Below are 25433 nucleotides of genomic sequence, written 5' to 3' on the forward strand. Positions count from 1 at the left end.
CCCTGCTGTCGCGCTGCTATTCAATAGATAGTCAGTTACAGACTCATTAATAGCAACAACGTACGTAGCGTTTGTGGTTATGTTTGTAGGTACTCACATAGAGTTTTTGTATTTTTAGTGTATCATGGTTTGCATTTAAGTTTAATCTACTAAATCAATTAGATGAGTATTTTTTAACCTGCTTGAAATTTTGCTACATTCAAATTAGATTCTAGCAATATTAATTAACACTAGAGCAATATATGATGATAGTAGAGGATAGAAATAATTGCTCTGCCAATCCTATTATAAAATAATAAAAATCTCGATTGTTCTTACAGATATACAGATTGCTTCAGATGGTTTAACGTTCACCATGCAACCTTCATTTTGATAGACAGCAAAGAGTACAACTATGATACGAGTATTAGTAGTAGATGATCATGATTTAGTGCGGATGGGTATTAGCCGTATGCTAGCAGACAGTGCTGATATCGAGGTCGTTGGTGAAGCTGACAGCGGTGATATGGCGATTAAACTGGCCAAACAGCTGCACCCCGATGTAATTTTGCTCGACGTTAATATGCCTAATATCGGCGGGCTTGAAGCAACTAAGCGCTTAATTCAGCTGGATTTGGGCATCAAGATTTTGGCCGTTAGTAGTATGTCGGCGCAACCATATCCATCTATGTTGATTAAAGCGGGCGTCAATGGTTACATCACTAAAGGCACACCACTTGATGAGATGATACGCGCGGTCAAAAAAATCTATCAAGGCGGGCGTTATTTTAGCCAAGATGTCGCCGAACAGTTGGCTGACGTTTTACTGTCAGATAATGCCAACTCACCTTTTGACTTGTTGAGTGACCGCGAAAAACAAGTGGCGATGATGGTGGTTAATTGCCAAAGTCCTCAGCAAATTGCCGACCAGTTGTTTGTGAGTGTCAAAACCATCAATACCTATCGCTATCGCATTTATGAAAAAGTCGGCGTTGATAGTGATGTGAAGTTGACCCATCTCGCTATTCGTCATGGTCTCATTCAACCGTAGACCTCTTCATACCTTTTTTATTACGGTCAATTTATGAAACTTGCGCTCAGAGCCGTCTCTGCCATCACCAATTACCTACAGCAAGATGAGACGCTGCCTCTACCACAGTTACGGCGGTTGGGACTGATCTATAGCAGTTATCGATTTATCGTTAGCGTATTCTTTATGTTGATGGTGTATGTGACTGTCAAATCTGATAGTGGCTCATTATTACCAAGCTTATTGCAGCAAACAGCGCTTAGTTTCTATGTCATCATCAGTTTAATTTTGCTTGGCTTGTTTTATGTGGTGACTAAGAATCTGCGGCGCCAGTTGGCTTTCGGATTGGCATTAGACGTCATTATTTTGAGCCTTTTGCTTTATACCAATGGCGCTCCTGATTTACAGCTCACCATGCTTTATATGGTCGTTGTTGCCGCCAGCTTCATGCTACTGCATGGCTCGCAAGCGCTCATCATTACCTTACTCGCCATTATTTTTGTTATTTACCAGCAGTTTTTTTATGCCATTGCCAATAGCATGAGCTTGGAAAATTTGGGCGATGCCTTGCTGATGTCAGCAAGCTTTTTGGCAGTAGGAATTTTGAGCTGGTCTATTTCCCAGCGCTTGGTACAAGTCGAACAAGTCGCCGCGCATCATGCCAAAGAGGTCGAACGACTGAATGTAATAAATCAAGAAGTCATCACCCAAATGGTCAATGGGGTCATAGTGATTGATAGACAGCAGATTGTATTGGCAAACCTAGCCGCCCATCAGCTACTCAGTATCCCTCATCCTCCGCTGGCGTCTCTGATTGATACGCCTAGTCATTTAAGTTATGAGCAAAACAACCTCGAAGCCGCCCTTCTTGCTGACTTTCAGCAGCAGCTCAGAGAACAGCATCTGCAACTTCTTGATGCTTGTTTATCGGTCGCTGAAGGGCAATCACGTAGCTTTGTTTATGAATTGCCTGCCGTCGCAAATGCCTCTGTCGTCGGCAAGCTACGCGTACAGATTATCCCGCTAAAAGATAACAGCAAGCTTATCCTGCTAGAAGACTTGCGCCGTGAGCAAGCCAGCGCTCAACAGTTAAAGCTTGCCTCGCTTGGGCAACTAACTGCCAGTATCGCCCATGAAATCAGAAACCCGCTCGCCGCTATTTCACAGGCCAGTCAGCTACTGATGGAAGATGTCGAAGAAGGTGAGAAGAAGGCCGCCGATCATAATAACAATACTATCAGCTCTACTCTTGAGCCCTCAGTAGCGCCGACAGCTGCTACCGACAGCGATATGACAGGCAATCACGAGCTTTATAAAATGATCTTTGCGCAAACCAAACGCGTCAACCGTATTATTGAAGACATCTTAAAACTGTCGCGCCAACAGACCGCTAATCAGCAATCGATTCTACTGGCTGAGTGGTTGCCGGTGTTTTTGGACAATTATTTTCGAGATCATGACGTGTTTTTGCGTGTCCATAGTCAACCCACTATCTCATTCGATACGCACCAGTTAGAACAAGTATTAATCAATTTAATCAACAACGGTCTACGTCACAGTAGCTACGCTCACCCTCATGCTTTTGTGGAAATCGAAATTTATTGTGCCGATAACGATGTTATAATCGATATTTTAGATGGTGGTATGGGCGTTAATGCCAGTGATTTACAGCATTTATTCAATCCGTTTTTCACTACTGACAAAGCCGGAACAGGTTTGGGATTGTATTTATCGCAGGCGTTCTGTGAAGCCAATCAGGCTCGTTTACTCTATATTCCTGAACTCCAAAAAACCTGCTTTCGCTTGATTGCCCCTGCTATCGATGTCGATAATGATGCCGATAATAAAATGAGATGAAGTATGACAGTAACCGCGCTAGTCGTTGATGATGAAGTAGATTTGTGCCGCTTGATGCAAATTACCTTAACCAAGATGGGGATCAAAAGCGATGTGGCTTATACCTTATCGCAGGCGCGCGCCTACTGGCAGCAAAACAGCTATGACTTTTGTTTGACTGATCTCAAATTGCCAGATGGCTCAGGGCTAGAGTTGGTCAAGGACATCAGCAACAATTCTAGTACACCGATAGCCGTAATTACTGCCCACGGTAGTATGGATTTGGCTATTGAAGCACTGAAACTGGGTGCTTTTGATTTCGTCAATAAACCGCTTGAGCTGCCACGTTTACGTCAGCTAGTCGAAAATGCATTAAAGGTTATTCACCAAAATAACGAAGCCGAAACCACACCTGAATCCTCCCCTGAGCAACAGATGTTGGATAGCCGTCTAATCGGTGACTCCGCCGTTATGCATCCCCTCAAAAACACTATTTTAAAATTGGCACGCTCACAAGCGCCAGTGTTTTTATCCGGTGCTTCGGGCACAGGTAAAGAGGTGGTTGCCAAGCTGATTCATGATTTAAGCCCACGTCGAGATGGCAGTTTTGTACCGGTGAACTGCGGAGCAATCCCTTCCGAGCTGATGGAGTCGGAATTTTTTGGTCATAAAAAAGGCAGCTTTACGGGAGCGGTCGCTGATAAGCAAGGCTTGTTCCAACAAGCCAACGGTGGCACGTTATTTTTGGATGAAGTAGCAGATTTGCCCTTGGCAATGCAAGTCAAATTACTACGTGCCATTCAAGAAAAAACCGTACGTGCCATCGGTGATACCAAAGAGCTGCCTGTCGATATCCGCATCTTATCTGCGACCCATAAAGACTTGAACCAATTGGTACAAAGCGGACTGTTTCGGCAAGATTTGTATTACCGCATTAACGTGATTGAACTAAAACTGCCCACGCTTAATGCGCGGCGTGATGATATTCCTGTCTTAGCAAAGCATTTTTTAGCACTGATCGCAAAAGAGTGGCAGTTGGACACCCCGCCCTCATTGACAGCAGCGGCTTGCCAGCGCTTGCAGCATCACGATTTTGCTGGTAATGTTCGTGAGCTACGCAACCTACTCGAACGTGCTGTGACATTGGCGGAAACGTACACCATTGACGTCAGTCATCTGGGTCTAGCAGAGCTTGATACTCATCAAGAGATTAATACTCAACAAAGTCAAAATACCAACGCAACCAGTCATAAAGTGCCCACTCCCAACCCATCTAATTATAAAGAAGACGACCAGCCAGCAATCGCATCCGTAATTAACAAAGAAGAAATTGGTCAAACCTCGATGGTGAAGCAATCTGAGCAAGCAAAGACCAACCTACATCCATATCGTACGATTACGCAGCACTACCCTTCCACGATTCAGCGGTCGACGGCTAATAACATCGAGTCTGATCGTAGCCCCATTTCTTCGATAGAGCAGGAGTTAACAGCCAGTAATACGACTCAAGACGAGCAAACAGAGTCAAAAGAGGATTTTCAAAGCCAGTTGTTGCCTGCCAAAGGTCTAGAACACTATCTGCAAGAGCAAGAAAAAAATCTGATTATTACCGCACTTAAACAAACAGGCTGGAACAAAACCCAAGCCGCTGAACTGTTAGGAACGACGTTTCGCTCTTTACGTTATCGCATGAAAAAACTTGATATTGCTGAAGATCAGTCCGATTGATTTTGGAGTCTGTAGATTTAAACATAATACATCATCAATTTTGAGCATAATAATGGTGCTGGGCAATTAGAGTACGCTTAGAGCTATCATTACCTATTTACTTTTCGTCTGTCTGATCTTCGAGCGTATTATCCTCTACAGCTGAATTTCTCACAAAGCGAATACCCGAAGCGAGCGCTTTTGCCCTGAGTAAATCAAGCGCCTGCTGCTCCCATGTATTCTCATTACCCAGTAGAGCCACATCAGGCTCGACCCCGATACCGTCTATTTTATTGCCAGCCGCCGTCACATAATTGGCAACGGTTAACTTCACGGCCTGCTCGTCATTCACAGGTATCACCGACTGTACCGAGCCTTTCCCATAGCTTACCTCACCGACGATAGTGGCACGTTTTTGCGCTTGCAAGCTGCTTGCTAATACTTCTGCAGCTGAGGCAGAATAACGGTTTTGCAATACCACTACGGGCAATGGCTTGAGTATTGCAGCACCTTGGGTCGATAAAACACGAGAGTCATCTTTCCGACCTTTCACTTGTACCACATCAGTGTCCGCCATAAACAAACTAGCCACACTCACCGCTGAGGTTAAAACACCACCTGGATTATCACGCATGTCTAACAAAATACCGGATATCGGTGCTTCTAAGCTAATAAGACCTTGCAGCAGCTTTTCACGACTGTTGTTTTGAAAAGCGGGCAATTTCATCACCGCCATGCCATCAACAAGCCGTGTCTCAATAACTTGCGGGTGGTTATTGTTACGCTGTAAAGTCGTGGTATGTTTGCGGCGACCCGCTTTAGAAGTCACAATATCCACTTGTGTGCCCGCAATACCGGTTAAAAGCTGTTCAACATCATTAGTTTGTCTGTCGTCATCTAATTTGAATTCATCAACTTGATGCAGATAGTCACCGACTGCGATGCCTTTTTTATCTGCGGGTGAGTCATTAAGAACTTCTGTGACGACCCAATAGCCAGCTTTTGGTCGATAGACCACCTTGATACCAATATCGCCGACATCCCCTTCGGTAAAAGCCCGCAGATTTTCGTAGGCCTCAGTATCCAAAAATTCAGCGTGGCTATCAAGCTTGGTCAACATACCACTCATCGCATTATTAAATAACTCTTCATCATTGACCGTGTCCACATATTCACGGCGTACCAAATCTACGACCGCTACAAACGTTTTTAGAGTTTCAGGGGAAATAGCATTCAATGACACTTGGTCTACTTCAGCAGGGATATCCGTATTGATATCGTCTGCCTCATCGGTCAAAGCACTTTCATCTGCAACGCTGTCTATCGCATCATCAGACGCGTCAGCAGCATCCAACATATCAGCGATATCAGACAAACTATCTGCACCGTTTTCTGCCGATATCTCATCAGCATCGAGACTGATAAGCTGTAGGCTGGCCGTCGGGCTGCTTTCATTATTCGTCGCAGCCTGTGCTTGCATGCCAACAACATTCAACCCTATGAGACTGGCCATGAGTACGGGTTTAAAGACGGTCGACGTTATCAATGCGGTCATCATTGATGGCTTTTCTGGTCGTTTAGACGCCGACGAACGTATAAGACAGATGGGATGCATAAAAACTCACCTAGATAAAAAGAAAACATGCAAAGTTATTGTTATCGGGTAATTAATGAATGATATCGTGTAAGGTAGCATCAAGATCACAGCCAAGACTAGGGTAGTATTGCAAGTGATACCAAACCCAAAAAGTACGATTAGCTGTGTCAAACTCGTTTAGTCTACAATGCGTAGCACTTATACTCGTTTTCCTTGCTGCTCTAATTTTTGTGAATGGTATAAGCTAAAATCCTATCCTAAAAAAGGGAAGGAGCATAGATACCCTTCCCTTTATCTTTCATTCGCTGACTGCTTCAGCTGTGCTTATGGCATTATCATAGGCATTATCATAGCCAGCATGCGAAAGTATCAGAATGACTGAATCACGATACTGGAATCAATAGGTTTTCGCCCGTCATTTCTTCTGGCGCATCGATATTCATCAATGACAAGATGGTCGGTGCGATATCGCTAAGCTTACCGCCACTACGTACTTGCACTTTTTGCTCACCAATATAAATTAGAGGCACATGCTCGGTGGTATGTTGGGTATGTACCTGTCCGCTTTCGTAGTCTTGCATTTGCTCAACATTGCCATGATCAGCGGTAATGAGCATATCGCCGCCAGCTGCTCGTACTGCCGATTCAATACGGCCAACACAGACATCTAACGCCTCTACCGCTTGCACGGCTGCTTCAAAGATACCGGTATGCCCTACCATATCACCGTTGGCATAATTGACGATTAGCACATCATATTTGCCCGACTCAATAGCAGCCACCAACTTATCGGTCACTTCAGGAGCGCTCATTTCTGGCTGCAAGTCATAAGTGGCGACATCTGGCGACGGCACAAGAATACGTGTCTCACCTTTATACTCTGCTTCGCGGCCACCACTAAAGAAAAACGTCACATGCGCATATTTTTCAGTTTCGGCAATACGCAGTTGCGTTTTACCTTGCGCTTGCAAATATTCACCCAGCGTATTGGTCAAAGACGTCGGATAATAAGCAATACTAGTCTTCGGGCTATCCGCTAAAATATCTGAATACTTGGTCAACATAACAAATGCTGCCAGTTTTGGCTGTTTATGACGGGCAAAACCTGAAAACTCATGATCTGGCAGCACAAACGCTTGCGCTAGCTCACGAGCGCGATCAGCACGAAAATTCATAAAGATAAGTGCATCATTATCATCGACGGTATAGGGCGTGTCACCGCTCTCAATCACGGTAGTTGGATTGATAAACTCATCAGTTTCACGGGCTTTGTAAGCGGCTTGAACAGCACCATCAGCACGGGTAGATAGACGATCGGCTTTACCTTCCGTAATAAGCTCATAGGCCTTCTGTACTCGATCCCAGCGATTGTCACGATCCATCGCATAATAGCGACCGATGATACTGGCAATCTGTACGCGACCTTCATAATGGGCGTTAAGCTTGTTCAAGTATTCACGCAAACGATTGATGTACTTATCAGCAGATTTAGGCGGCGTATCACGACCATCTAAAAAACAATGAACAAACACGTTTTTGGCACCGTGAACCAATGCCGAGTGACACATTCCTTCGATATGGTCTTGATGCGAATGCACGCCACCATCAGAGAGCAAGCCCATAATATGGACATTACCCCCTTTTTCGTTAGCCGCTTTGACAGCATCGACCAAGGCTTCGTTTTTATAGAACTCGCGATTGGCAAGCTCACTTGAGATACGGGTTGAGTCTTGATATAGCACACGACCAGCACCTAGGTTCATATGTCCCACTTCAGAATTACCAAACTGACCATCTGGCAAACCAACATCCTCACCTGACGCCGAAATCAATCCATGTGGATATTGCTGATAGATCTTATCTAGATTCGGCATATTAGCCGCAGCAATGGCGTTATCCTTGTCTTCTTCACGATGACCAAAGCCGTCCAATATCATTAAGACATGCGGTGTTTTTTTATGCTGTGCGCTTTCTTGCTTGCTATCAAGCTGCGCCTGATTGTCGTCAATAGATTCAGATTGTTGCTGGGTACTGGTCATAGATTACCGCTCCTCAAGTGAATGAACGCCTATACTGCTATATTAGGATGTCGAAAGTTGTCTATATTAGCATACATCTTGAAATTGCTGAAAAACTGCGCGTTTATCCTGCTGTTTCAACGCTTTCAAGCCTTTTTCTGTTATATTCGATTCAATTTAAAAGTAGTACAAGGCAACCGAGTGTAAATGTATATTTAATACTTCAAGCGAGGTCAACGCAGTAATACTTTTATATTGGAATGACTATAGTTACTTCATAAAATACCGCTGCTATGATTGCTGCGCATTTCTAAAGAGACGTATAAATCTGTAAACCGCGCTTGCAATCAGCTATGCCATTGGTTAAGATAAATCTATTCTGAAGTGTTGGCTAGTAGATGTTTATTCCCTGAGCCGATAATGCTTTACCAGGATGTGGTACCTATTGCTTCATTGTGTATGCCTGCACCGCTTGCGGTGTATCAGGAAACCTGCAGAGGCAATGACGCATCCGCCCTGAACTTCACGGTTCATGGGTCACCATCTTACGGCGGCACTTCGGTTGTTATATTCGGTTAGTTGTCTCTCTATTTATATTCACTAGGTTTATTAATACCTATAAGTTTGTAAAAAGCTGATAACAACCACCAAAAAGCCCCTCTCGTCACTGACGTAAGGGGCTTTTTTATGTTCGATTTTTCACTAACTTTTATTCATCATTAGCAGATTTGGTAATCTTTTTGACATCTTTAGGTATATTTTTTGCCGTGCCGTCAACAGTTGTATGCTGCTTGAACACATCCCCAAACGGATTTTGTTGTTGTTGACCGAATGGGTTTTGACCATTAATACCGCCGCCAGCGCCACCAAATGGATTTTGTCCACCCATACCACCTGCACCGCCGAACGGGTTTTGACCGCCGCCCATCTGTTTGGCCATCATCTCCATCATTTTTTGTTGGTTGTTCATGACGTAATTATTAGCAAAGTCTTTGAGCTTCTTTTGCACCGGCGGTAGTACCACCAATAACGCGAGCAAATCACTAAGCACACCTGGAATAAGTAGCAAAATGCCAGCCGCTGCCATGGCCACACTTTTAAGCATGGTTGATTCTTGTGGACGCATCGCTGGGTTCATCATGCCGCCCGCTTTCATTTGCTGAGCCATCGGATTTAGCGCTGCCATACCTTTACGAATAAAGGTGATACCGATGACAGCGGCGATAATGAACCACATGAATACCCACCAACCGCTCATAAACTGAGCAATTAAATACCACAGTAGCATCTCGATAATAAACCAAACGATGGCAATACCAACTATCTGACCCATAAAGTGTCGTCCTATAAAATAAAAACCAATAAATTGAGCGCCATGCAAATTAAGATGGCTAACATATGATGTATATGGGGATTGATTGCTATACTATCAAACTTAAGGCCTATTTTTAAGCCATATAGTCGGGGCAATATAATTTGGATACAAGGAAGATGAGTAAAAGTACTACGAGTAGTAGGCTGAGCGAGTCTGACACCGTATCCGATTTATATAGGATTGAATATAAAACAAAATGAGAGCAAGACGGAAGATTATGGCAATTATTATCGGGATTGACCCAGGCTCACGTATGACGGGTTATGGTATCGTGCAACAAACGGGCGATAAGCTGACGTATATTGATGCGGGTACTATTCGTACGGATACCAAAGAGATGCCTGAACGCCTAAAGCGTATTTTTAATGGCTTGACGCGTATTACTCAGCATCATTTAAAATATGCAGAAGAGCCTATCTATACGGCAATTGAACAGGTGTTTATGGCAGAAAACCCAGATTCTGCGCTGAAACTGGGGCAAGCACGAGGCGCAGCCATTGCAGCGATGGTGGCACTGGATTTGGAAGTATCAGAATATACCGCACGCCAGATCAAGCAAGCTGTGTGCGGTTATGGTGCCGCAGCCAAAGAGCAAGTACAAGAGATGGTCTGCCGGATACTGTCTTTAGATGTCGTACCACAACAAGATGCCGCTGATGGTCTTGCCTGCGCTATTTGTCATGCGCATTCAAGCCATTCAATGAACAAGTTGCTCCTAAATAGCGCTATGCGTGGACGCGGGGCATCTAAGAAAAAAGGTCGCTGGCGTTTGACAGAAGAAGATTTAGGTAATTTACGATAAGATAAGAAGCCAAAATACAGCAAACAACCATAAAAAAAACACGCGATCAAATGGCGCGTGTTTTTTGTTTCAACCATCTAAATGATTCAAATCATTTAACTATAATAATAAAATAGCTTCACCCGTCCTCTACTCTGCGACGGCACTCTCAATCACCGCATCTAACACATAAGCATATTCTTCGCCTTCTGCACTCTCGTTATTGTCGATCTGGTAGCGTTGTAGGCGTAATACTTCTTCGTGCATGCCGTCGTGTTGATAGCCATCAATGTCACCCTTGAATGCTGTCCACTTGCCTTCGCTGGTTTTCAGGCCTTGATCATTATAAGTGACAGGCTTGACTTGCAGACACATCCTAGAGTCAGCATCGCCACAAGCGATTTTTTCACTACTTACTGCCCAAAAGACGGTCTCACCTTTGCTATTATATTTGGCTTGTGAAGTGAGCCTACCTGTCCAAATCAAGGTCATCGAATCATTAGTCACTTGGGTCAATAGTGGCGTCTCACCTTCAGTGACAGTTAACTCGCTACTACCTTGCATGAGCGTATTTAAAAGACTCTCTGCGCTATCAAGATTGCCACACGACATCTTAGTGCTCATACTATCTTCTATCGTTAACCTTTGAGCTTGTAATTCATAGGCAGCGCTCATCGTATTGCAGCCAACGCTATAACTTAAGGTATCTTGACCTTGATTAAATAACAGCGTCACCTGATCCTTGATATTTATCAGGGGCGCTAATGGTTGATCGCTCGCACCTTTGGCAGTCATCAGTGTCCAACGATGGCGCGCAAGATTGGCAATCATCTGTTGTTCGACGCTGAGCTCAGTTACTTCAGATGCCGCCACTGTCTCATTAGCATCAGGCTCAACTTCTGTGTTTGCTAGCGTAGCCCTCATCTCTGCACTTGCCGTAGCATCTGTCCCTTCGCTCTCCGTAGATGGGGCATTTTTTTGACAAGCACCTAGTGTCAGACTGACTGCCAATACGCTGGATAATAACAGTAGTTTTGTGATTGGTTGCCTTTTTATGTCTACCATACTACGCCTCTCTTACTAAGCTTATCTGATGCCTGCTATGACTGTATTAACTTATAAGGATTCTTATAGCTATTCATAAAACAAAACCAATAGCAGCAATCCGATACAATTTAACCACTATAACCTCGATCCTATTATCGTATGTAATGAAACGTTTCATTTTATTAATGATTTTTTAATAAATAAACATAGTGAGTTTCCAAAAAATAGGGATGGCTAACAGTTCTTGTTAACCATCCCTATTTGGGTGTTCAATACAGCTATTTACAAAGTTGATAGTTAGCACTTCAAATCACTAAAACCTAAAGCACGATTGACGATGTAACATATTCTAATTGCACAGAAAAAATCAGATTTATTTACTGTCCACTACTCATTGGTCGCTTTAGGTTCTGCTTTTGCCAGTTTTTTAATACTAAAACGCTCATGCATTTTTTCATAAAATCGCGCAAGATTCGCGCCATGAGCCTTGGGGTCTACTTTTAATGCCTTACCAAAGTCCAAACCAAGATATAGCACGATATCTGCAAAGCTCAGTTGATCCCCGACTAGATACTCATGACCTTCTAAACTTGTTTCGAAATATGCTAAGGCTTTGACAGCGCGCGCAATGGACGGGGCTACAAATTCTGGTACTTGATCAACACGTTGTGCCTTTAATGGATGACTGTGCTGAAATGCCAGCATCAAGTTGTACAATATTTCAAACTCCGCGATGCGGCGCATAGAACAAACTTGGGCACGCTGTACCACATCGTTACCCATCACTGAGCGCTCACCATAAACGCGATCAAGATACTCACAAACCGCCTGCGAATCATTGAGCATCGTACCATCATCTAACGTTAAAACAGGTACCGTCTGCATCGGATTCATTTGAGTGAAAGCCTCTGACATCTGCTCGTTAGCAGCAAAATCAATGTCTATCACGTCGATGTCATCCATATCATCGACATCAATGCCTTTTGATGCAAGCAAAATAAGGGCTTTACGAGGGTTAGGTGCAGTACGGGTTATATATAGTTTTTTCATGGCAAATTCCTTTTAAGTATTATTTCCGAAAAGAACGATAACGGTAAATTTTTATGATTATCGTTATATTATCAAAGCACAGAAGTTTATTATTGCTCGCTTAGCGCAGTGACTATTGGTTTTTTTATCATAGCAAAACCTTGTCGCTGCTTGTGATATGAATAGTAAAAAACCCCATAACAGTAAGTTATAGGGTTTTTATTTTTTAAGCAATTATAAAAACGCGCACTTTATTTGTTAGGCGCTGGCGTGGTGCGCAAATAAGGCTTAATTTCTGTATGACCTTTAGGATAATTGGCCGCAATGTCTTCATTTTTTACGCTTGGTGGAATGATGACATCATCGCCGTCTTTCCAGTCGACGGGAGTGGCGACGTTATATTTGTCCGACAATTGCATAGCGTCAATAACGCGAATAATCTCGTCGAAATTACGACCACAGCTGGCTGGATACGTTAAGGTCAAACGTACTTTTTTGTTAGGATCAATAATAAAGACACTTCTAACCGTCGCTGTATTATCCGCATTGGGATGAATCATGTCATAAAGATTGGCCACGGCGCGCTCAGAATCAGCAATGATTGGAAAGTTGACAGCAGTTCCTTGAGTCTCTTCAATATCGCCAACCCAGCCTTTGTGATCTTCTAAGCCATCAACTGATAAAGCAATTGGTTTCACATTGCGCTTTTGAAACTCGCCGCCTAATGCCGCGGTACGACCAAGCTCAGTCGTACATACTGGCGTGTAGTCTGCAGGATGTGAAAAGAAAACCACCCAGCTATCTCCTGCCCAATCATAAAAATTGATGTCGCCGTCTGTCGTAGTGGCGTCAAAATTCGGTGCGCTATCACCTAAACGTAAATGTGCCATGCTTAATTCCTTAGCTGTTGTTAGTGATGAGCGCTGGTCTCTAAAAGCCAATGTTTAAGCATTAGCATATAAAGAAAATCATGCGCTCTATTATTATCATTGACGTGCGCCGCTATAAGAAAGGACTGGCTACACGTCAGGAAAAACTTACTTTATCTTAACAAACTGATTATCAATGTCTTGTGACGGATTGTAATGCGGTTATACCATTTGGGTTTGAAAAAATAACAGATGATAGAGTTTTTATTTAAACCACCATTCCTGAATCCCACAAACAAAACTCACCAAATTTACCGCGTTTGCTAGTGCCTCCAGCCGTACGTCCAATATCCGTCAATACCAACTCACCTTCTTGCTCTACTAGATAGCCTGCGGCAAGGAGCTTGTCGTTTAATTCTTGCGTCTTCAAGCCTAATTCTTTCGCAAGCTTCGCCGTAGTAAGCTTGGAGTAATTAGGCGTTGCCGCTTCTGTAGTGGCGATAGCCGTCGCTTGAACAGTAGCGCTTGCCGTTTTAGCATTAGAGTCAGTCTTGTTATCAGATCCGCTTACTTTTTCAAGGGACATGCGGACTTCATCACTGATACGAATAATGCGCTGGGCTTCCTCGTAAGTGTCGGCATAAAGCTTGGCGTCTTCGTTGCGGTAAATCAGCACACCCATTTCATTATTATTGACTTGGCTAAATTCATAGAGATTCAGACTGGTAATGATGCACTCATTTTCGTTAAGGTAGCATTTGGCATGCAAGTTTTTGCAAAAGCTGGTACGGATAAAAGTGAGGTTTTTCAGCCAATTAATCTCTTCGGGGTGCAAGTCATTTTTGCCATAGACAATGCGAATATCGATTTTAAGACGGTTACGATCCTCTAATAGCTCTTTGATGCGCTCATTGAGTTTTAAATAGGGGCTGATAATAATCAATCTGTCAGACGCGTTTTTAATCAACTCTTCTAAATGATAAGTCGTCCCACTGCTATTTAAAAACTTTGCCATTCTAATGCCCCCAACATCTATTATCAAAATTTTTGCGTAGTCACAAAAAAACCCATCCCTAGCGTACTAGAAATGGGCAACATTGCAAACTACTATTGTTGATTATCAGATTAAAATACTATCGATAAGGCTACGACTGACACAGATTAAGCTGGTTTATAACTGTCACGCAAGCTGACAATTTGATTAAACACGGGCTGGTCACTACTGTGCTCTTCGCTATCAGAGATAAAGTAGCCTTCACGCTCAAACTGGAAGCGCGTGCCAGCATCAGCATTGACCAATGATGGCTCAACCACGGCATTAAGTTTAGTCAATGAGTTAGGGTTCAATGCTTGATGGACGTCACTGACATTACTCGGATCTTCGACACTAAATAGCGGCTCGTATAGACGCACGGTGGCTGGAATCCCTTGGCTCGCCGATACCCAATGAATCACGCCTTTAACCTTGCGGCCTTCAGGATTTTGACCCAAAGTCGTCGGATCAATCGTCGCTTTTAGCTCCACGACGTTGCCACTATCATCGGTAATATGCTCGGTCACGGCCAATACATAAGTATTACGCAAACGAATTTCTGGCTTTTCAGGTGATAGACGCTTATAGCCTGCTGGCGGTTCAATCTCATAATCACCTTTATCGATATAAAGGGTCTCGGTAAACGGAATCTCACGCTCGCCCATATCGATATTAGGATGGTTTGGCTGCGTCAACCATAAGGTTTGTGCCTCAGCGTCAAAGCGCGCATTGACGCTGTCCGCTTTTAGCATTTCCCACTGACTGACCGCATCGCTGAAGTTAGTAATGGTCACTTTTAATGGCTTAAGCACTGCCATACCACGTGCTGTAGTATTGTCTAACGACTGACGAATACTAAATTCTAGCAAACGCATATCGGTCACGCCATCTGCTTTGGAGACACCAACGCGATCACAGAAATCACGCAAGCCTTCAGGCGTATAGCCGCGACGACGCATACCAGCGACGGTTGGCATGCGTGGATCATCCCAGCCATCGACGATAGCTTCATCGACCAATTGCTTGAGCTTACGCTTACTGGTCAATGTATGGTCAACATTGAGGCGTGAGAACTCATACTGATGCGGCGGTTGCTCGAAGCCGATTTTATTGACAATCCAATCATAAAACGGACGATGGTCTTCAAACTCAAGGGTACATAACGAATGAGTAATGCCTTCTAAGGCATCTGACAACGGATGGGCAAAATCATACATAGGATAGATGCACCATTTATCACCGGTCTGATGATGTTCTTGATGCATCACACGGTAGATAATTGGGTCGCGCATATTCATATTGGCATCAGTCATGTCAATTTTGGCACGTAATACGGCAGTACCGTCTGCATATTTGCCGTTTTTCATGTCTTCAAACAATGCTGAATTATCTGCTACGCTGGCATCACGCTGCGGTGATGCTTTGCCTGCTTCATTGAATGAGCCACGATTTTCTTTGATTTGCTCAGGGGTCTGTAGGTCAACGTATGCATCGCCCTGCTCGATCAATTGCACCGCCCAGACATATAGCTGGTCGAAGTAGCTAGAAGCATGCAGCGCCTCGCCTGCCCAGTCAAAGCCCAACCATTGCACATCGTTTTTTATATTATCGATGTAATCTTGCTTTTCGGCCGTTGGGTTGGTGTCGTCATAGCGCAAATGACAGATACCACCAAACTCTTTAGCGACGCCAAAGTTTAGACAAATAGACTTTACGTGACCCAAATGCAAGTAGCCATTTGGCTCAGGCGGAAAACGGGTCACAATCTGCTGGTATTTTTGCGCATTGACATCGTCACGAATGATATTACGAATAAAGTCGTTTTTTTGTTCATCTTTTTGTGCATTGTTGCTTGAGTGCTCACTCATCGGGCATTGCTCCTAACGCAAATTGTCCATTCATGCAGCGTGCCATCACGCCTCATGAAAACTTAAACCAAACTACTAAAACTAAGCTACTAAAAATGGATGATCATAAACCTAATTGTTAAAATTGGCGCTGTTAAAATCAGCGTTCAAAAATCATTAAAAATGGAAAGTTGCGTTATTCTATCAGCTTTTGCAAACGCATTAACAGCCAGATACATGACACGGGATAAAAAAGCCGTTAGACTAGCCATAACTTTTAACCACCAACTTTTTATCCACCACTTAACAGCGTCATTTTAGGCGCTGCAATCAAAAAGGAATATCTTATGGTAGACATGCCACCAGTAGTAGAGCTTGAAACCAATATGGGTGCGATCGTTATCGAACTCAATGAAGAAAAAGCGCCAAAAACCGTAGAAAACTTTTTAAACTATGTAAAATCTGGTCATTATGATGGCACGATTTTTCATCGCATCATTGACGGCTTTATGATTCAAGGCGGCGGAATGGACGCTGAAATGAATGAAAAAGCAACCAATGCCCCAGTTGAAAACGAAGCAGACAATGGTCTAAAAAATGATGCTGGTACGATTGCGATGGCACGTACCCAAGATCCACATTCAGCAACCAGTCAGTTTTTCGTTAACGTAAAAGACAACGATTTCCTAAACCACTCTGGCAAAAACATGCAAGGTTGGGGCTACACTGTATTTGGTAAAGTAACAAGCGGTATGGATGTGATCGAAAAAATGCGCGGCGTTCCTACTGGTCGTTTCGGCATGCATGCTGACGTACCAAAAGAGCCAGTCGTTATCAACTCAGCGACCATCATTACTCAGTAATAGTTATTAAGTAATAGTTATTAAGTAATGGTTATTAAGTGATAGTTAAGATATAAGCATTATTGATAGAAGCTTATGACAAGTCACGAGGATAAGGATAAATGCAAAGTTTTGACCATCTAATTACCACCCGCCCTCATGAGGTGCGGCAAGTATTGATTAGCGATTTGCATTTATCGCCTGAAGAGCCTGCCTTAGTGCAGGCTTTTTTGGCGCTATTGGATGATTGCCTTGCCTTGCCTGCGCTTAAGCGACTATTCATTTTGGGCGATTGGTTCGAAGTTTGGCTAGGCGATGATGTGTATTTGTCCTTATCAGAAGAGGAGCGACAAAGTCATTGGCTTACCCCACTTATCATTAAGTTGAAAAAACTACGGGTAGCTGGCTGCGAGATTTTAGTCATGCATGGCAACCGTGATTTTCTATTGGGGCAGCCTTTTTGTAATATATTCGGTGGCGAGCTTATTTTTGAGCCTTACGCCTTAAAAGTCGGTCAACAAGACTACCGCTTAGAGCATGGCGATGCCTTGTGTACTGATGATAAAAAGTATCAGTTTTTTCGCAAAGTAATGCGCAATCCTATGACCCAATGGTATTTGCTGAACAAACCGCTAAAAAAACGTCTGGCTATCGCCGATAACATGCGTAAAAAAAGTCAAAAGAACAATGCCAATAAAGCCGCGCATATTATGGATGTTAATGACAAAGCTGTGGCAGCCGCAGTGAATAACAATGATGCGCTATTACATGGACATACTCATCGTCCTGCCATTCATCAAAGGGATAATGACAAGATACGTTATGTCCTTGGGGATTGGCGCTTGCTCGATGAAGAAACACGCCAACCCAAAGTCAGTGCGGTGATTGGCGCAGTTGTGACAGAGGCCAGCGTAGAAAACGACCATACAGAATTTGATTTGGTTGAGTTTAGCTATTTAGTGTAGGGTGCGCCTCATTAAGTACTTTTCATTTAAAAGAAAAAGGGTCTGTTGCATAAGTAACAGACCCTTTTTTGTACCATTTCACATTCTGCGAATCGCTATTCTGCTAACCATTATCCTAAGGCATGAGTTTAAAGAAATGCTGACGATAATGTTTTAGCTCACGGATAGAATCGCGAATATCATCCAATGCTAAATGACTGCCACCTTTTTCAAAGTTTCTGAGAATATCAGGACGCCAGCGGAAACACAGCTCTTTAATCGATGACACATCGAGGTTGCGATAATGGAAGAATCGCTCAAGCTCTGGCATTTGGCGCGCCATAAAGCGGCGATCTTGACAGATGGAGTTGCCACACATAGGTGACTTGCCGCTATCGACCCATTTATTGAGGAACTTAATCGTCTCAGCTTCAGCTTCTGCCAATGTCACGGTACTACGGCGCACACGATCCACCAACCCTGACTGCCCATGCTGCTTGGTATTCCAATCATCCATGCCGTTTAAAATACGGTCAGACACTTTGATAGCGAATACAGGTCCTTCAGCAAGGACATTGAGATCCTCATCCGTCACCACGGTAGCAATCTCGATAATCTCATCGTTGATGGTATCAAGTCCGGTCATTTCTAGGTCAATCCATACCAGCCCTTTTTTGCCTTGGTTTCTGATTTTAATCTTATTGGGATGGTCATCGGTACTCATATTTTGTCCTATGGTCAAAAAAGTGTGGAACAACTTTGGCGCAGTATTACTTACGTAAATCATCGCCAGCTGGCAACGCGCAGATGGCATTGCTGTGCGCTTAGTAGCTCATAACATCCAAAAAAACTTAAACATTACAAAACCACTGTCTGGCACAGGCGCTTTAGGCTGTATGTTAGCAAATTTTCACGCTACACTTAGCAATATTTTTTTAATAGGTCACACTCTCATGGCATTAATCCGGCAACGCAAGCTGACCAAACAACAGATTCGGCGCATCGACAAACAACAGCTGATCAGTCAAGACAGCATCGATGAGAGTTTGATGGATGGCGTGGTCATGGCGCACTATGGTAAGCAATTAGAAGTACAAGTCACCAGCTTGCCAGCGGTCATCCCAGCGCAGCCAGCAGTTGCCCCTGATGATCCTGAGCCGTTTTGGCAAACGCTTGAATTGGGTGATATTTGGCGCTGTCATGTACGTACCAACTTGCCGATGCTGGCCGCTGGTGACCAAGTACGCTGGAGCGCCGATTCTAATACGGGCTTTGGACGTATCGAATCAGTCAAACCGCGCACGTCTCTCGTCTCACGGCCTGATCGCTATCATAAGCTCAAACCGGTTGCTGCCAATGTCGATATTCTCGCCATTGTGTTTGCGCCGCTGCCTGCTGCTGCACCAACTTTAATCGATCGCTATTTGGTCGTCTGTCATCATGCTGGTGTAAAGCCACTATTGGTGCTGAATAAAGCCGATTTACTAGCAGCAGAAAACGGCGTCGATACCAGTGAGCTGTTGGCACAGTATGCTGCCCTTGGTTATGAGAGCGTATTAACCTCAGTTGATTGCCCAGAAAACGTCGCAGATAGCGATGAACAAGAAGGACTGGATGAGCTCAAGCGCTACATAGATAAAAAGCTGGTTATTTTTGCCGGACAATCGGGCGTTGGTAAAAGCAGTTTAATCAATGCGCTATTGCCAGACTCTGGGCAGATCGTCAATATCATCTCTGAGAACTCAAAGCTTGGTCAACATACCACCACCACCAGCCGTCTGTTACCCTTCAACCCTGATGATTTAACCCAAGGCGGTATCGTTGATACGCCAGGTATTCGCGAATATGGTATTTGGCATTTGACACCGGATGATATCATCTCAGGCTTCGTTGAGCTTGCACCACTGTCAGGTGACTGCCAATTCCGTGATTGTCGCCACACTCACAACAGTAAAGGCTGCGCGTTATGGCAAGCCGTTGCTGACGGTGAAGTGCTGCAACGCCGCGTTGAAAATTTGGTGACGCTAAGAGAAGAAGCTGACACCAAACCTTATTAACCGTTGCCTTATTAACTGTTAAACATTAGGTTGAGCATCGCACGTTTACTATAGATGACCTTATCGGTATAATAGCGCCTTGTTCAATATCGTTAGGCTGTCTTCTCAGCTTAACAGAACACTCATTTTTGGAGGTATGTTTTGGATCGTGCGCTAGAATTTGTGGGTAACCACCCGTTTTTATTTGGCATATTAGCCGTACTTGCCGTACTGTTCTTTGCCATCGAAAACAAACGTAGCGGTAAGAAAATATCACCCAATACCCTTGGGATGATGGTGAACTCGCAAAACGCGCAGCTTATCGATATTCGAGCCAAAAAGAAGTTTGAGACCGGTTATATCCAAGGCAGCCGCAACATACCTTTTACTGATCTCAAAGACCGCATCGAAGAGATTCGTGCGATTGAGCATCCAGTCATCATCATTTGCGATATGGGCGTGCAAGCAGGCGCAGCCATCCAAATGATTGGCAAAGACAGTGTTTACCGCTTAGAAGGCGGTGTTGGCGGTTGGCAAAGTGCTGGCATGCCATTGGTCGGTGTAAAAGATGCCAAATCTAAGAATAAAGGTAAGGCAAAACCGAGCTTGCATAAGTAGCTTGCGTAAACCTACTTAATTAAATAGCTTGCTCAGGCTACACGCTCGTTCTCACTACTAGCAGCGCAAAGTTAGAAAAAAGACACTTCTTCATTGGGTGTCTTTTTTTGTGTGGCATTTATGCTACTGTCACACCTTTTGGGCTTAGCCAGCTTGAATTTATGCTACCCATCCCCACTTTATAATGAGCATAATCAATTACGTTTGTAATTTACTCGTTGGTGACGGATTATAATATTTTTTATAACATGAGTGTTTATAATAAAACTGTTGCCGCATAAACTGATAAATAAGGATTTACCATGACTGTATCTGTTAAAGTTTACACCACTCCTATCTGCCCTTACTGCTCAAACGCCAAACAACTGCTAAAATCTAAAGGCGTTGACTATGAAGAAATCGGTATGCATGACATGAGCAGCGATGAGCGCCGTGCTTTGATGCAAAAAACCAATAACTATCGCACCGTACCACAAATTTTCGTCGGTGAGACTTTCGTTGGTGGTTTTGATGAGCTCAATCAAATGAACCAACAGGGCAAACTTGACGAGCTATTAGCAGGTTAATCTGTTAACTTTGCTGACTGTCATTCTTTACCTGTGCTATCTTTGCGTTTGTAAAGATTTGATATTCGAAGATCAACAACGGCAAGAATAAAAAATTGGTAAAAAAAATATCGAGATAATGTCTAAATAACCTCGAAACATAGTCTCGATTTATATTACAATTATTATTTGCCCACTCATTTGATTAACTTTTAGAGGAATTATCATGGCTGAAGAACAAGCACAACCACAATTGGCACTAGAACGCATTTATGTCAAAGACATGTCACTTGAAGTACCAGGCGCTGGCGTATTCACCAAAGAGTGGAACCCTGAGCTGGATATCAACTTATCAAGTAACGCTGAAAAACTTGACGACGATCATTATCAAGTAATTTTGACGGTAAGCGTCACGGCTAAAAACGCAGATGAAGCGGCGTTTATCGCTGAAGTGCATCAAGCCGGTATTTTCTTATTAAAAGATATTCCAGAAGATCAAATTGGTCAAATTTTAGGTGCATACTGCCCTAACGTGCTATTCCCATACGCTCGCGAAGTCATCAGCGACATCGTGACGCGTGGTAGCTTCCCGCAGTTATTGCTAGCACCCGTAAATTTTGATCAAGCTTACGCGCAAAGCCAGCAACAAGCGCAAGTAGATGCTGAAGGTAACGCATAAGTTTTAAATCAGAAGTGTACTGACTTTATAAGTCATATATTTTGATAAAAAAGCCGTTTACTCATGATGAGTGAGCGGCTTTTTTTATGGATTGGTTTCCATAATGTTAAGGCAGTTTTATAACTATCAATTTTTGGACATAAAAAAACCCTGCTAATGAACAGGGTTTTTACTGACTACATCTATCATTTACAATCGATAGCTAGCCCTTTAGAGCGGATAAGATTTGTTGCTTAACCTCATCGATGCCTTGAGTACCATCAAACTTGTCATAGTTAGGCGCTGCATTACCAACATCGCCGCCTTCTTTGGCTTTGTCTTGATAAAAACCAACGAGCGCTGATGTTTGCTCATGATAAGTAGACAGACGGTCGCGAATGGTAGACTCTTCATCGTCTTCACGCTGGATAAGCGCTTCGCCAGTCACATCATCAAGGCCTTCTTGCTTCGGTGGATTATGATCGACATGATAAACGCGACCTGAGCCTGGATGCTGGCGACGACCAGATAGGCGATTGACGATTTCATCATCAGGCACACTGATTTCAATCACATGATCAATCGCAACGTCTGCATCAGCAAGTGCTTGCGCCTGTGGAATCGTACGCGGAAAACCATCCAAAATACAACCATTCGCGCAATCAGGCTTAGCGATACGTTCTTTCACTAGGTTGATGATGAGATCGTCAGAAACCAAACCACCAGCATTCATAATGTCTTTGGCTTGTTTGCCAAGCTCGCTACCTTCTTTGATTGCTGCACGCAGCATATCACCCGTTGAGATCTGCGGAATATCATATTCTTTAGAGATAAACTGGGCTTGGGTACCTTTACCGGCGCCTGGTGGACCTAGCAAAATAATACGCATCATTACACGACTCTCCTTAATAAATGGGATTTTGGGACAAATAAAAATCAGGGATTGGTTGATTGCAAAGCTACCTTACCTTGTGGCTTTGCAAAGCTCAAGTATTTTCATTATTACTGTGATAAGTTGCCATGACTTATCTGTTCATATAATGCTATTGCGCGTGACTCCGACGGGCAACAGCAGTGGGATCAAAAACTGATGGTGTGAGGGAATTATATCAAGGAACCTGTTGATTGATATCAACGTTGACCTGATTTTGCTCAGCGCTAATCACCACAGGATTACCCGATAAATCACCTGACTCTGCACTGGCATTGCCGCTATGGCTAATGCGGGCAATGACGGCCAACTGTATTTTGTCTGCACGGGCAGATTTTAGCGTTCGTGTCGGCATCATGGCATCAAGATCGCTTAGACTGATATTGACCTCACCTTGCTTAATCACGCTAATTGGCAAACGCTTAGCAGCAAACGGCGGACCACCTTTGACATCGCGTATCGCTACAAACAAAACATCATCGCCTTTGACCAGCGGTAACAAACTGGCGTTGATCGTTATTGTGACGTCGATACCTTCAGACGCTTGTTGCTGCTGAGTCGTCACATTAGCACTCAACTCGTCCAAACTGGCCAGCGCTTGTGTATGATCCCCAGGCTTGGCCGCAATACTAGCGCGCAAACGCTTAATCCAGCCTTGTGCTTGATCAAAGTTACTACTGCGTGCCTCACCCATTGCCATGAGCATTTGCGCACCCTCATGCTGTGGATTTTTGGCTAAAACCGCCTCCAAAACACGACGACTATTATCATCCAACTGCCCTTTATTGGCAAAGAAGCTAATCTGTGCGTACGTCGTCGCAATCTCTTCGTTATCTGGCGACAATCGATAGGCGCGCGACAATGCTTCTAATGCCGAGTCCGTCGCCTCTAACGATAAGAACAACTCTGATAAGCGCATCCAGCGATTGTAGTCATCAGCGTGGCGATAGACATTGGTTTGCATAGCGCTAATCAGCTGCTGCCCATCTTCAATGGCCCATGCTGGCGGCTGGTCAATCTTACCTGTGAGTAAATCATCAGCAACTTGACCGACTTTATCCTCGGCAGCCCACAACTCAAAAACAGGCGTGCGATCACCGATCATCAGATATGCCATGACCGCCAAGACCGGCACCCAAACTATAATAATCAATCGGCTTTTGATACCCGGTACGACCATCGGTGCTACAACGCGCTGTGCATCTAAAAGCTGACGTTCAAGCTCAAGCTTTTGGGTTTGATAATGGCTATCATCAATCGTGCCAGCATCCTTATCCGATTTTAGCTCTGCTAGGCGCGCCCGAAAGACAGCGATATTGATATCGAGTAGCTGATTGTCCACGGGTTTATCTGGTGCGCGTGAGGCTCTTAACCACGGCATGATGGCGATAACACCAAGGATCAAAGCGATAAATAAGCTTAGAGCAATGAATAAGCCAACGGTAGAAAATAGGGTCATTTTTTGTCCTCGAGGCTGGTGGTGTCATGATCCGTTCTATTGACGCTATTATTGCTATCGGCGCGTGATAACAGGCGATCAAGTTCAGCTTGTTCTGCTGCCGTCAACGCAGCCGCGCTACTGTCCATCGTCACTCCACTTTGACCACTGGCAATACGCTGATGGCGCTTACTCTGCCAAAACCAACCAACAATTAAAAACACCAGTAATAAAGGCGGGAAAAACCATAGTATCCACGTCGAAGGACGGACAGGTGGCTTATAGCTAATAAAGTCACCATAGCGCTCCTGCATATAACTGCGAATTTCGGTATCACTACGACCATCTTTGACCATATCGTAGGTTTTTTGCTTTAGGTCTTGGGCAATTGGCGCATCAGAACCTGCAAGGTTTTGATTTTGGCATTTGGGACAGCGCAGCTCTTCGATGAGACCACGATACTGGGCTTCTTGTTGTATAGAGTCAAAGTCGTAAACGTCAATGGCGGCATAAGCGGTCATACTTATGCCCATAGCAAGACTTATACTTAACAAACAGGCAGATATAAAGCTGGCGAATGTCGTGCTCAGAGCCTTCATGTGCTTTATAAGCATAGTCATTATAGACATCGTCATCATTTGCACGCCTCCTTGACCTGAGTAGCGTCAGGACTGACATTACGCTTATTGGCTTCGTTGAGTACCATGAGACAAGGCGTGATACGACTTTGCCAATTGCTCTCATTAATCTCACCGATGATATGCTGACGAATCACTCCTTCACCATCGACGATGAAAGTCTCAGGCGCACCCGTCAAACCTAAGTCTAAAGCAAACTGTCCCGATAAATCCTGAATAGACATCGAGAATGGATCACCACCACGGTTGAGGTAGCTGAGGGCATCACCAATTTCATCTTTATAGTTGACGCCAACGATATTGACACCGCGCTCTTCTAGCTGCATTAAAAAAGGATGCTCGATAATACAAGTGGGACACCAAGAACCCCAAATATTTAGCAAAAACGGCTGATCAGGCAGATTGTCATTGGTCATAATACGGCTAGTATCGGATAACAATGGCAGCTCAAAAGCAGGTACTGGACGCTCAAGCGCGGTATTGGTCACGATCTCAGTCGGCTGACCTAAGCGCATGTAGAGCATAACCACAAAGCCTGCAAAGACGATGAGCGGAATGACAAACCATATCTTTAGCTGCTTTTTATTTATGGTCTTGTTGCCGTTTTGATTAGAGGTATTATTTGACCTAGTCAT

At 43.9% G+C, this 25433-nt stretch carries 23 protein-coding genes and 1 other RNA gene; 11 read left to right on the forward strand and 13 right to left on the reverse strand.

Features of this window, described 5'->3' with window-relative positions:
• Positions 1 to 394 precede the first annotated feature (394 nt).
• Genes IOD06_RS07095 through IOD06_RS07105 form a run of 3 tightly spaced genes read left to right on the forward strand, consistent with a single transcriptional unit; the run spans position 395 to position 4573 of the window.
• Positions 395 to 1030 (forward strand): response regulator, encoded by a 636-nt coding sequence (locus IOD06_RS07095; protein WP_025652828.1) that lies wholly within the window; start codon positions 395 to 397, stop codon positions 1028 to 1030.
• A gap of 33 nt (positions 1031 to 1063) precedes the next feature.
• Positions 1064 to 2866, forward strand: a complete 1803-nt coding sequence (locus tag IOD06_RS07100; RefSeq protein WP_194620190.1) for a PAS domain-containing sensor histidine kinase — start codon at positions 1064 to 1066, stop codon at positions 2864 to 2866.
• Between the two features lie 3 nt (positions 2867 to 2869).
• Complete coding sequence (locus IOD06_RS07105; protein WP_194620192.1) at positions 2870 to 4573, forward strand: sigma-54 dependent transcriptional regulator; 1704 nt, start codon at positions 2870 to 2872, stop codon at positions 4571 to 4573.
• 97 nt (positions 4574 to 4670) lie between these two features.
• Here IOD06_RS07105 and IOD06_RS07110 read toward each other — a convergent pair whose 3' ends face one another.
• Positions 4671 to 6107: a S41 family peptidase gene (locus IOD06_RS07110; protein ID WP_227669945.1), complete on the reverse strand. Its 1437-nt coding sequence runs from the start codon at positions 6105 to 6107 to the stop codon at positions 4671 to 4673.
• Between the two features lie 425 nt (positions 6108 to 6532).
• Positions 6533 to 8188, reverse strand: coding sequence for a 2,3-bisphosphoglycerate-independent phosphoglycerate mutase (gene gpmI, locus IOD06_RS07115; protein ID WP_194620195.1), 1656 nt, complete (start codon positions 8186 to 8188; stop codon positions 6533 to 6535).
• 352 nt (positions 8189 to 8540) lie between these two features.
• On the opposite strand from gpmI, the gene ssrS reads away from it, so the two are divergent.
• Positions 8541 to 8736: non-coding RNA, 6S RNA (ssrS, locus tag IOD06_RS07120), on the forward strand.
• A gap of 140 nt (positions 8737 to 8876) precedes the next feature.
• Here ssrS and IOD06_RS07125 read toward each other — a convergent pair.
• Positions 8877 to 9500, reverse strand: a complete 624-nt coding sequence (locus IOD06_RS07125; RefSeq protein ID WP_025652823.1) for an FxsA family protein — start codon at positions 9498 to 9500, stop codon at positions 8877 to 8879.
• Between the two features lie 259 nt (positions 9501 to 9759).
• Here IOD06_RS07125 and ruvC point away from each other — a divergent pair, with 259 nt between their 5' ends.
• A complete protein-coding gene (gene ruvC, locus IOD06_RS07130) occupies positions 9760 to 10344 on the forward strand; it encodes a crossover junction endodeoxyribonuclease RuvC (RefSeq protein WP_010199263.1) in 585 nt (194 codons plus the stop codon).
• Positions 10345 to 10473: 129 nt separating this feature from the next.
• On the opposite strand, the gene IOD06_RS07135 is transcribed toward ruvC, so the two are convergent.
• From IOD06_RS07135 to IOD06_RS07155, 5 genes are all read right to left on the reverse strand, one after another.
• A complete protein-coding gene (locus tag IOD06_RS07135; protein WP_194620196.1) occupies positions 10474 to 11388 on the reverse strand; it encodes a DUF4377 domain-containing protein in 915 nt (304 codons plus the stop codon).
• Between the two features lie 369 nt (positions 11389 to 11757).
• The gene (locus tag IOD06_RS07140; protein ID WP_194620197.1) at positions 11758 to 12420 is read right to left on the reverse strand and encodes a glutathione S-transferase family protein; all 663 of its coding nucleotides are present in this window, start codon (positions 12418 to 12420) and stop codon (positions 11758 to 11760) included.
• 230 nt (positions 12421 to 12650) lie between these two features.
• Positions 12651 to 13289 carry a peroxiredoxin gene (locus tag IOD06_RS07145; protein ID WP_194620198.1) on the reverse strand — a complete coding sequence of 213 codons (639 nt, stop codon included), beginning with the start codon at positions 13287 to 13289 and terminating at the stop codon, positions 12651 to 12653.
• A 247-nt stretch (positions 13290 to 13536) separates the two neighbouring features.
• Positions 13537 to 14283, reverse strand: a complete 747-nt coding sequence (locus tag IOD06_RS07150; RefSeq protein ID WP_194620199.1) for a phospholipase D family protein — start codon at positions 14281 to 14283, stop codon at positions 13537 to 13539.
• A 146-nt stretch (positions 14284 to 14429) separates the two neighbouring features.
• Positions 14430 to 16169, reverse strand: a complete 1740-nt coding sequence (locus IOD06_RS07155) for a glutamine--tRNA ligase/YqeY domain fusion protein (protein ID WP_194620200.1) — start codon at positions 16167 to 16169, stop codon at positions 14430 to 14432.
• Positions 16170 to 16495: 326 nt separating this feature from the next.
• On the opposite strand from IOD06_RS07155, the gene IOD06_RS07160 reads away from it, so the two are divergent.
• Together IOD06_RS07160 and IOD06_RS07165 are read left to right on the forward strand one after the other, a co-directional pair.
• Positions 16496 to 17011 carry a peptidylprolyl isomerase gene (locus IOD06_RS07160; protein ID WP_010199251.1) on the forward strand — a complete coding sequence of 172 codons (516 nt, stop codon included), beginning with the start codon at positions 16496 to 16498 and terminating at the stop codon, positions 17009 to 17011.
• A gap of 101 nt (positions 17012 to 17112) precedes the next feature.
• Complete coding sequence (locus tag IOD06_RS07165; protein ID WP_194620201.1) at positions 17113 to 17955, forward strand: UDP-2,3-diacylglucosamine diphosphatase; 843 nt, start codon at positions 17113 to 17115, stop codon at positions 17953 to 17955.
• Between the two features lie 115 nt (positions 17956 to 18070).
• Here IOD06_RS07165 and orn read toward each other — a convergent pair whose 3' ends face one another.
• Positions 18071 to 18658: an oligoribonuclease gene (gene orn, locus IOD06_RS07170; RefSeq protein WP_037033272.1), complete on the reverse strand. Its 588-nt coding sequence runs from the start codon at positions 18656 to 18658 to the stop codon at positions 18071 to 18073.
• Between the two features lie 229 nt (positions 18659 to 18887).
• Here orn and rsgA point away from each other — a divergent pair, with 229 nt between their 5' ends.
• From rsgA to secB, 4 genes are all read left to right on the forward strand, one after another.
• On the forward strand, positions 18888 to 19991 hold the full coding sequence (gene rsgA, locus IOD06_RS07175) for a ribosome small subunit-dependent GTPase A (RefSeq protein WP_194620202.1): 1104 nt from the start codon (positions 18888 to 18890) through the stop codon (positions 19989 to 19991).
• A gap of 141 nt (positions 19992 to 20132) precedes the next feature.
• The gene (locus IOD06_RS07180) at positions 20133 to 20588 is read left to right on the forward strand and encodes a rhodanese-like domain-containing protein (RefSeq protein WP_010199245.1); all 456 of its coding nucleotides are present in this window, start codon (positions 20133 to 20135) and stop codon (positions 20586 to 20588) included.
• Positions 20589 to 20890: 302 nt separating this feature from the next.
• Positions 20891 to 21154, forward strand: coding sequence for a glutaredoxin 3 (gene grxC, locus IOD06_RS07185; protein ID WP_010199242.1), 264 nt, complete (start codon positions 20891 to 20893; stop codon positions 21152 to 21154).
• A 205-nt stretch (positions 21155 to 21359) separates the two neighbouring features.
• Complete coding sequence (gene secB / locus IOD06_RS07190; protein WP_010199239.1) at positions 21360 to 21812, forward strand: protein-export chaperone SecB; 453 nt, start codon at positions 21360 to 21362, stop codon at positions 21810 to 21812.
• Positions 21813 to 22014: 202 nt separating this feature from the next.
• On the opposite strand, the gene adk is transcribed toward secB, so the two are convergent.
• The 4 genes from adk to IOD06_RS07210 form a co-directional block, all read right to left on the reverse strand.
• Positions 22015 to 22683 (reverse strand): adenylate kinase, encoded by a 669-nt coding sequence (gene adk / locus IOD06_RS07195; RefSeq protein ID WP_189584221.1) that lies wholly within the window; start codon positions 22681 to 22683, stop codon positions 22015 to 22017.
• Positions 22684 to 22900: 217 nt separating this feature from the next.
• Positions 22901 to 24181, reverse strand: a complete 1281-nt coding sequence (gene ccmI / locus IOD06_RS07200; RefSeq protein ID WP_194620203.1) for a c-type cytochrome biogenesis protein CcmI — start codon at positions 24179 to 24181, stop codon at positions 22901 to 22903.
• Positions 24178 to 24774, reverse strand: a complete 597-nt coding sequence (locus IOD06_RS07205; protein WP_194620433.1) for a cytochrome c-type biogenesis protein — start codon at positions 24772 to 24774, stop codon at positions 24178 to 24180. The genes ccmI and IOD06_RS07205 overlap by 4 nt, the downstream gene beginning before the upstream one ends.
• A gap of 20 nt (positions 24775 to 24794) precedes the next feature.
• Complete coding sequence (locus IOD06_RS07210; RefSeq protein ID WP_194620205.1) at positions 24795 to 25433, reverse strand: DsbE family thiol:disulfide interchange protein; 639 nt, start codon at positions 25431 to 25433, stop codon at positions 24795 to 24797.

Source organism: Psychrobacter sp. N25K4-3-2, assembly GCF_015351755.1.
In the GTDB taxonomy this organism is placed as follows: domain Bacteria; phylum Pseudomonadota; class Gammaproteobacteria; order Pseudomonadales; family Moraxellaceae; genus Psychrobacter; species Psychrobacter glaciei.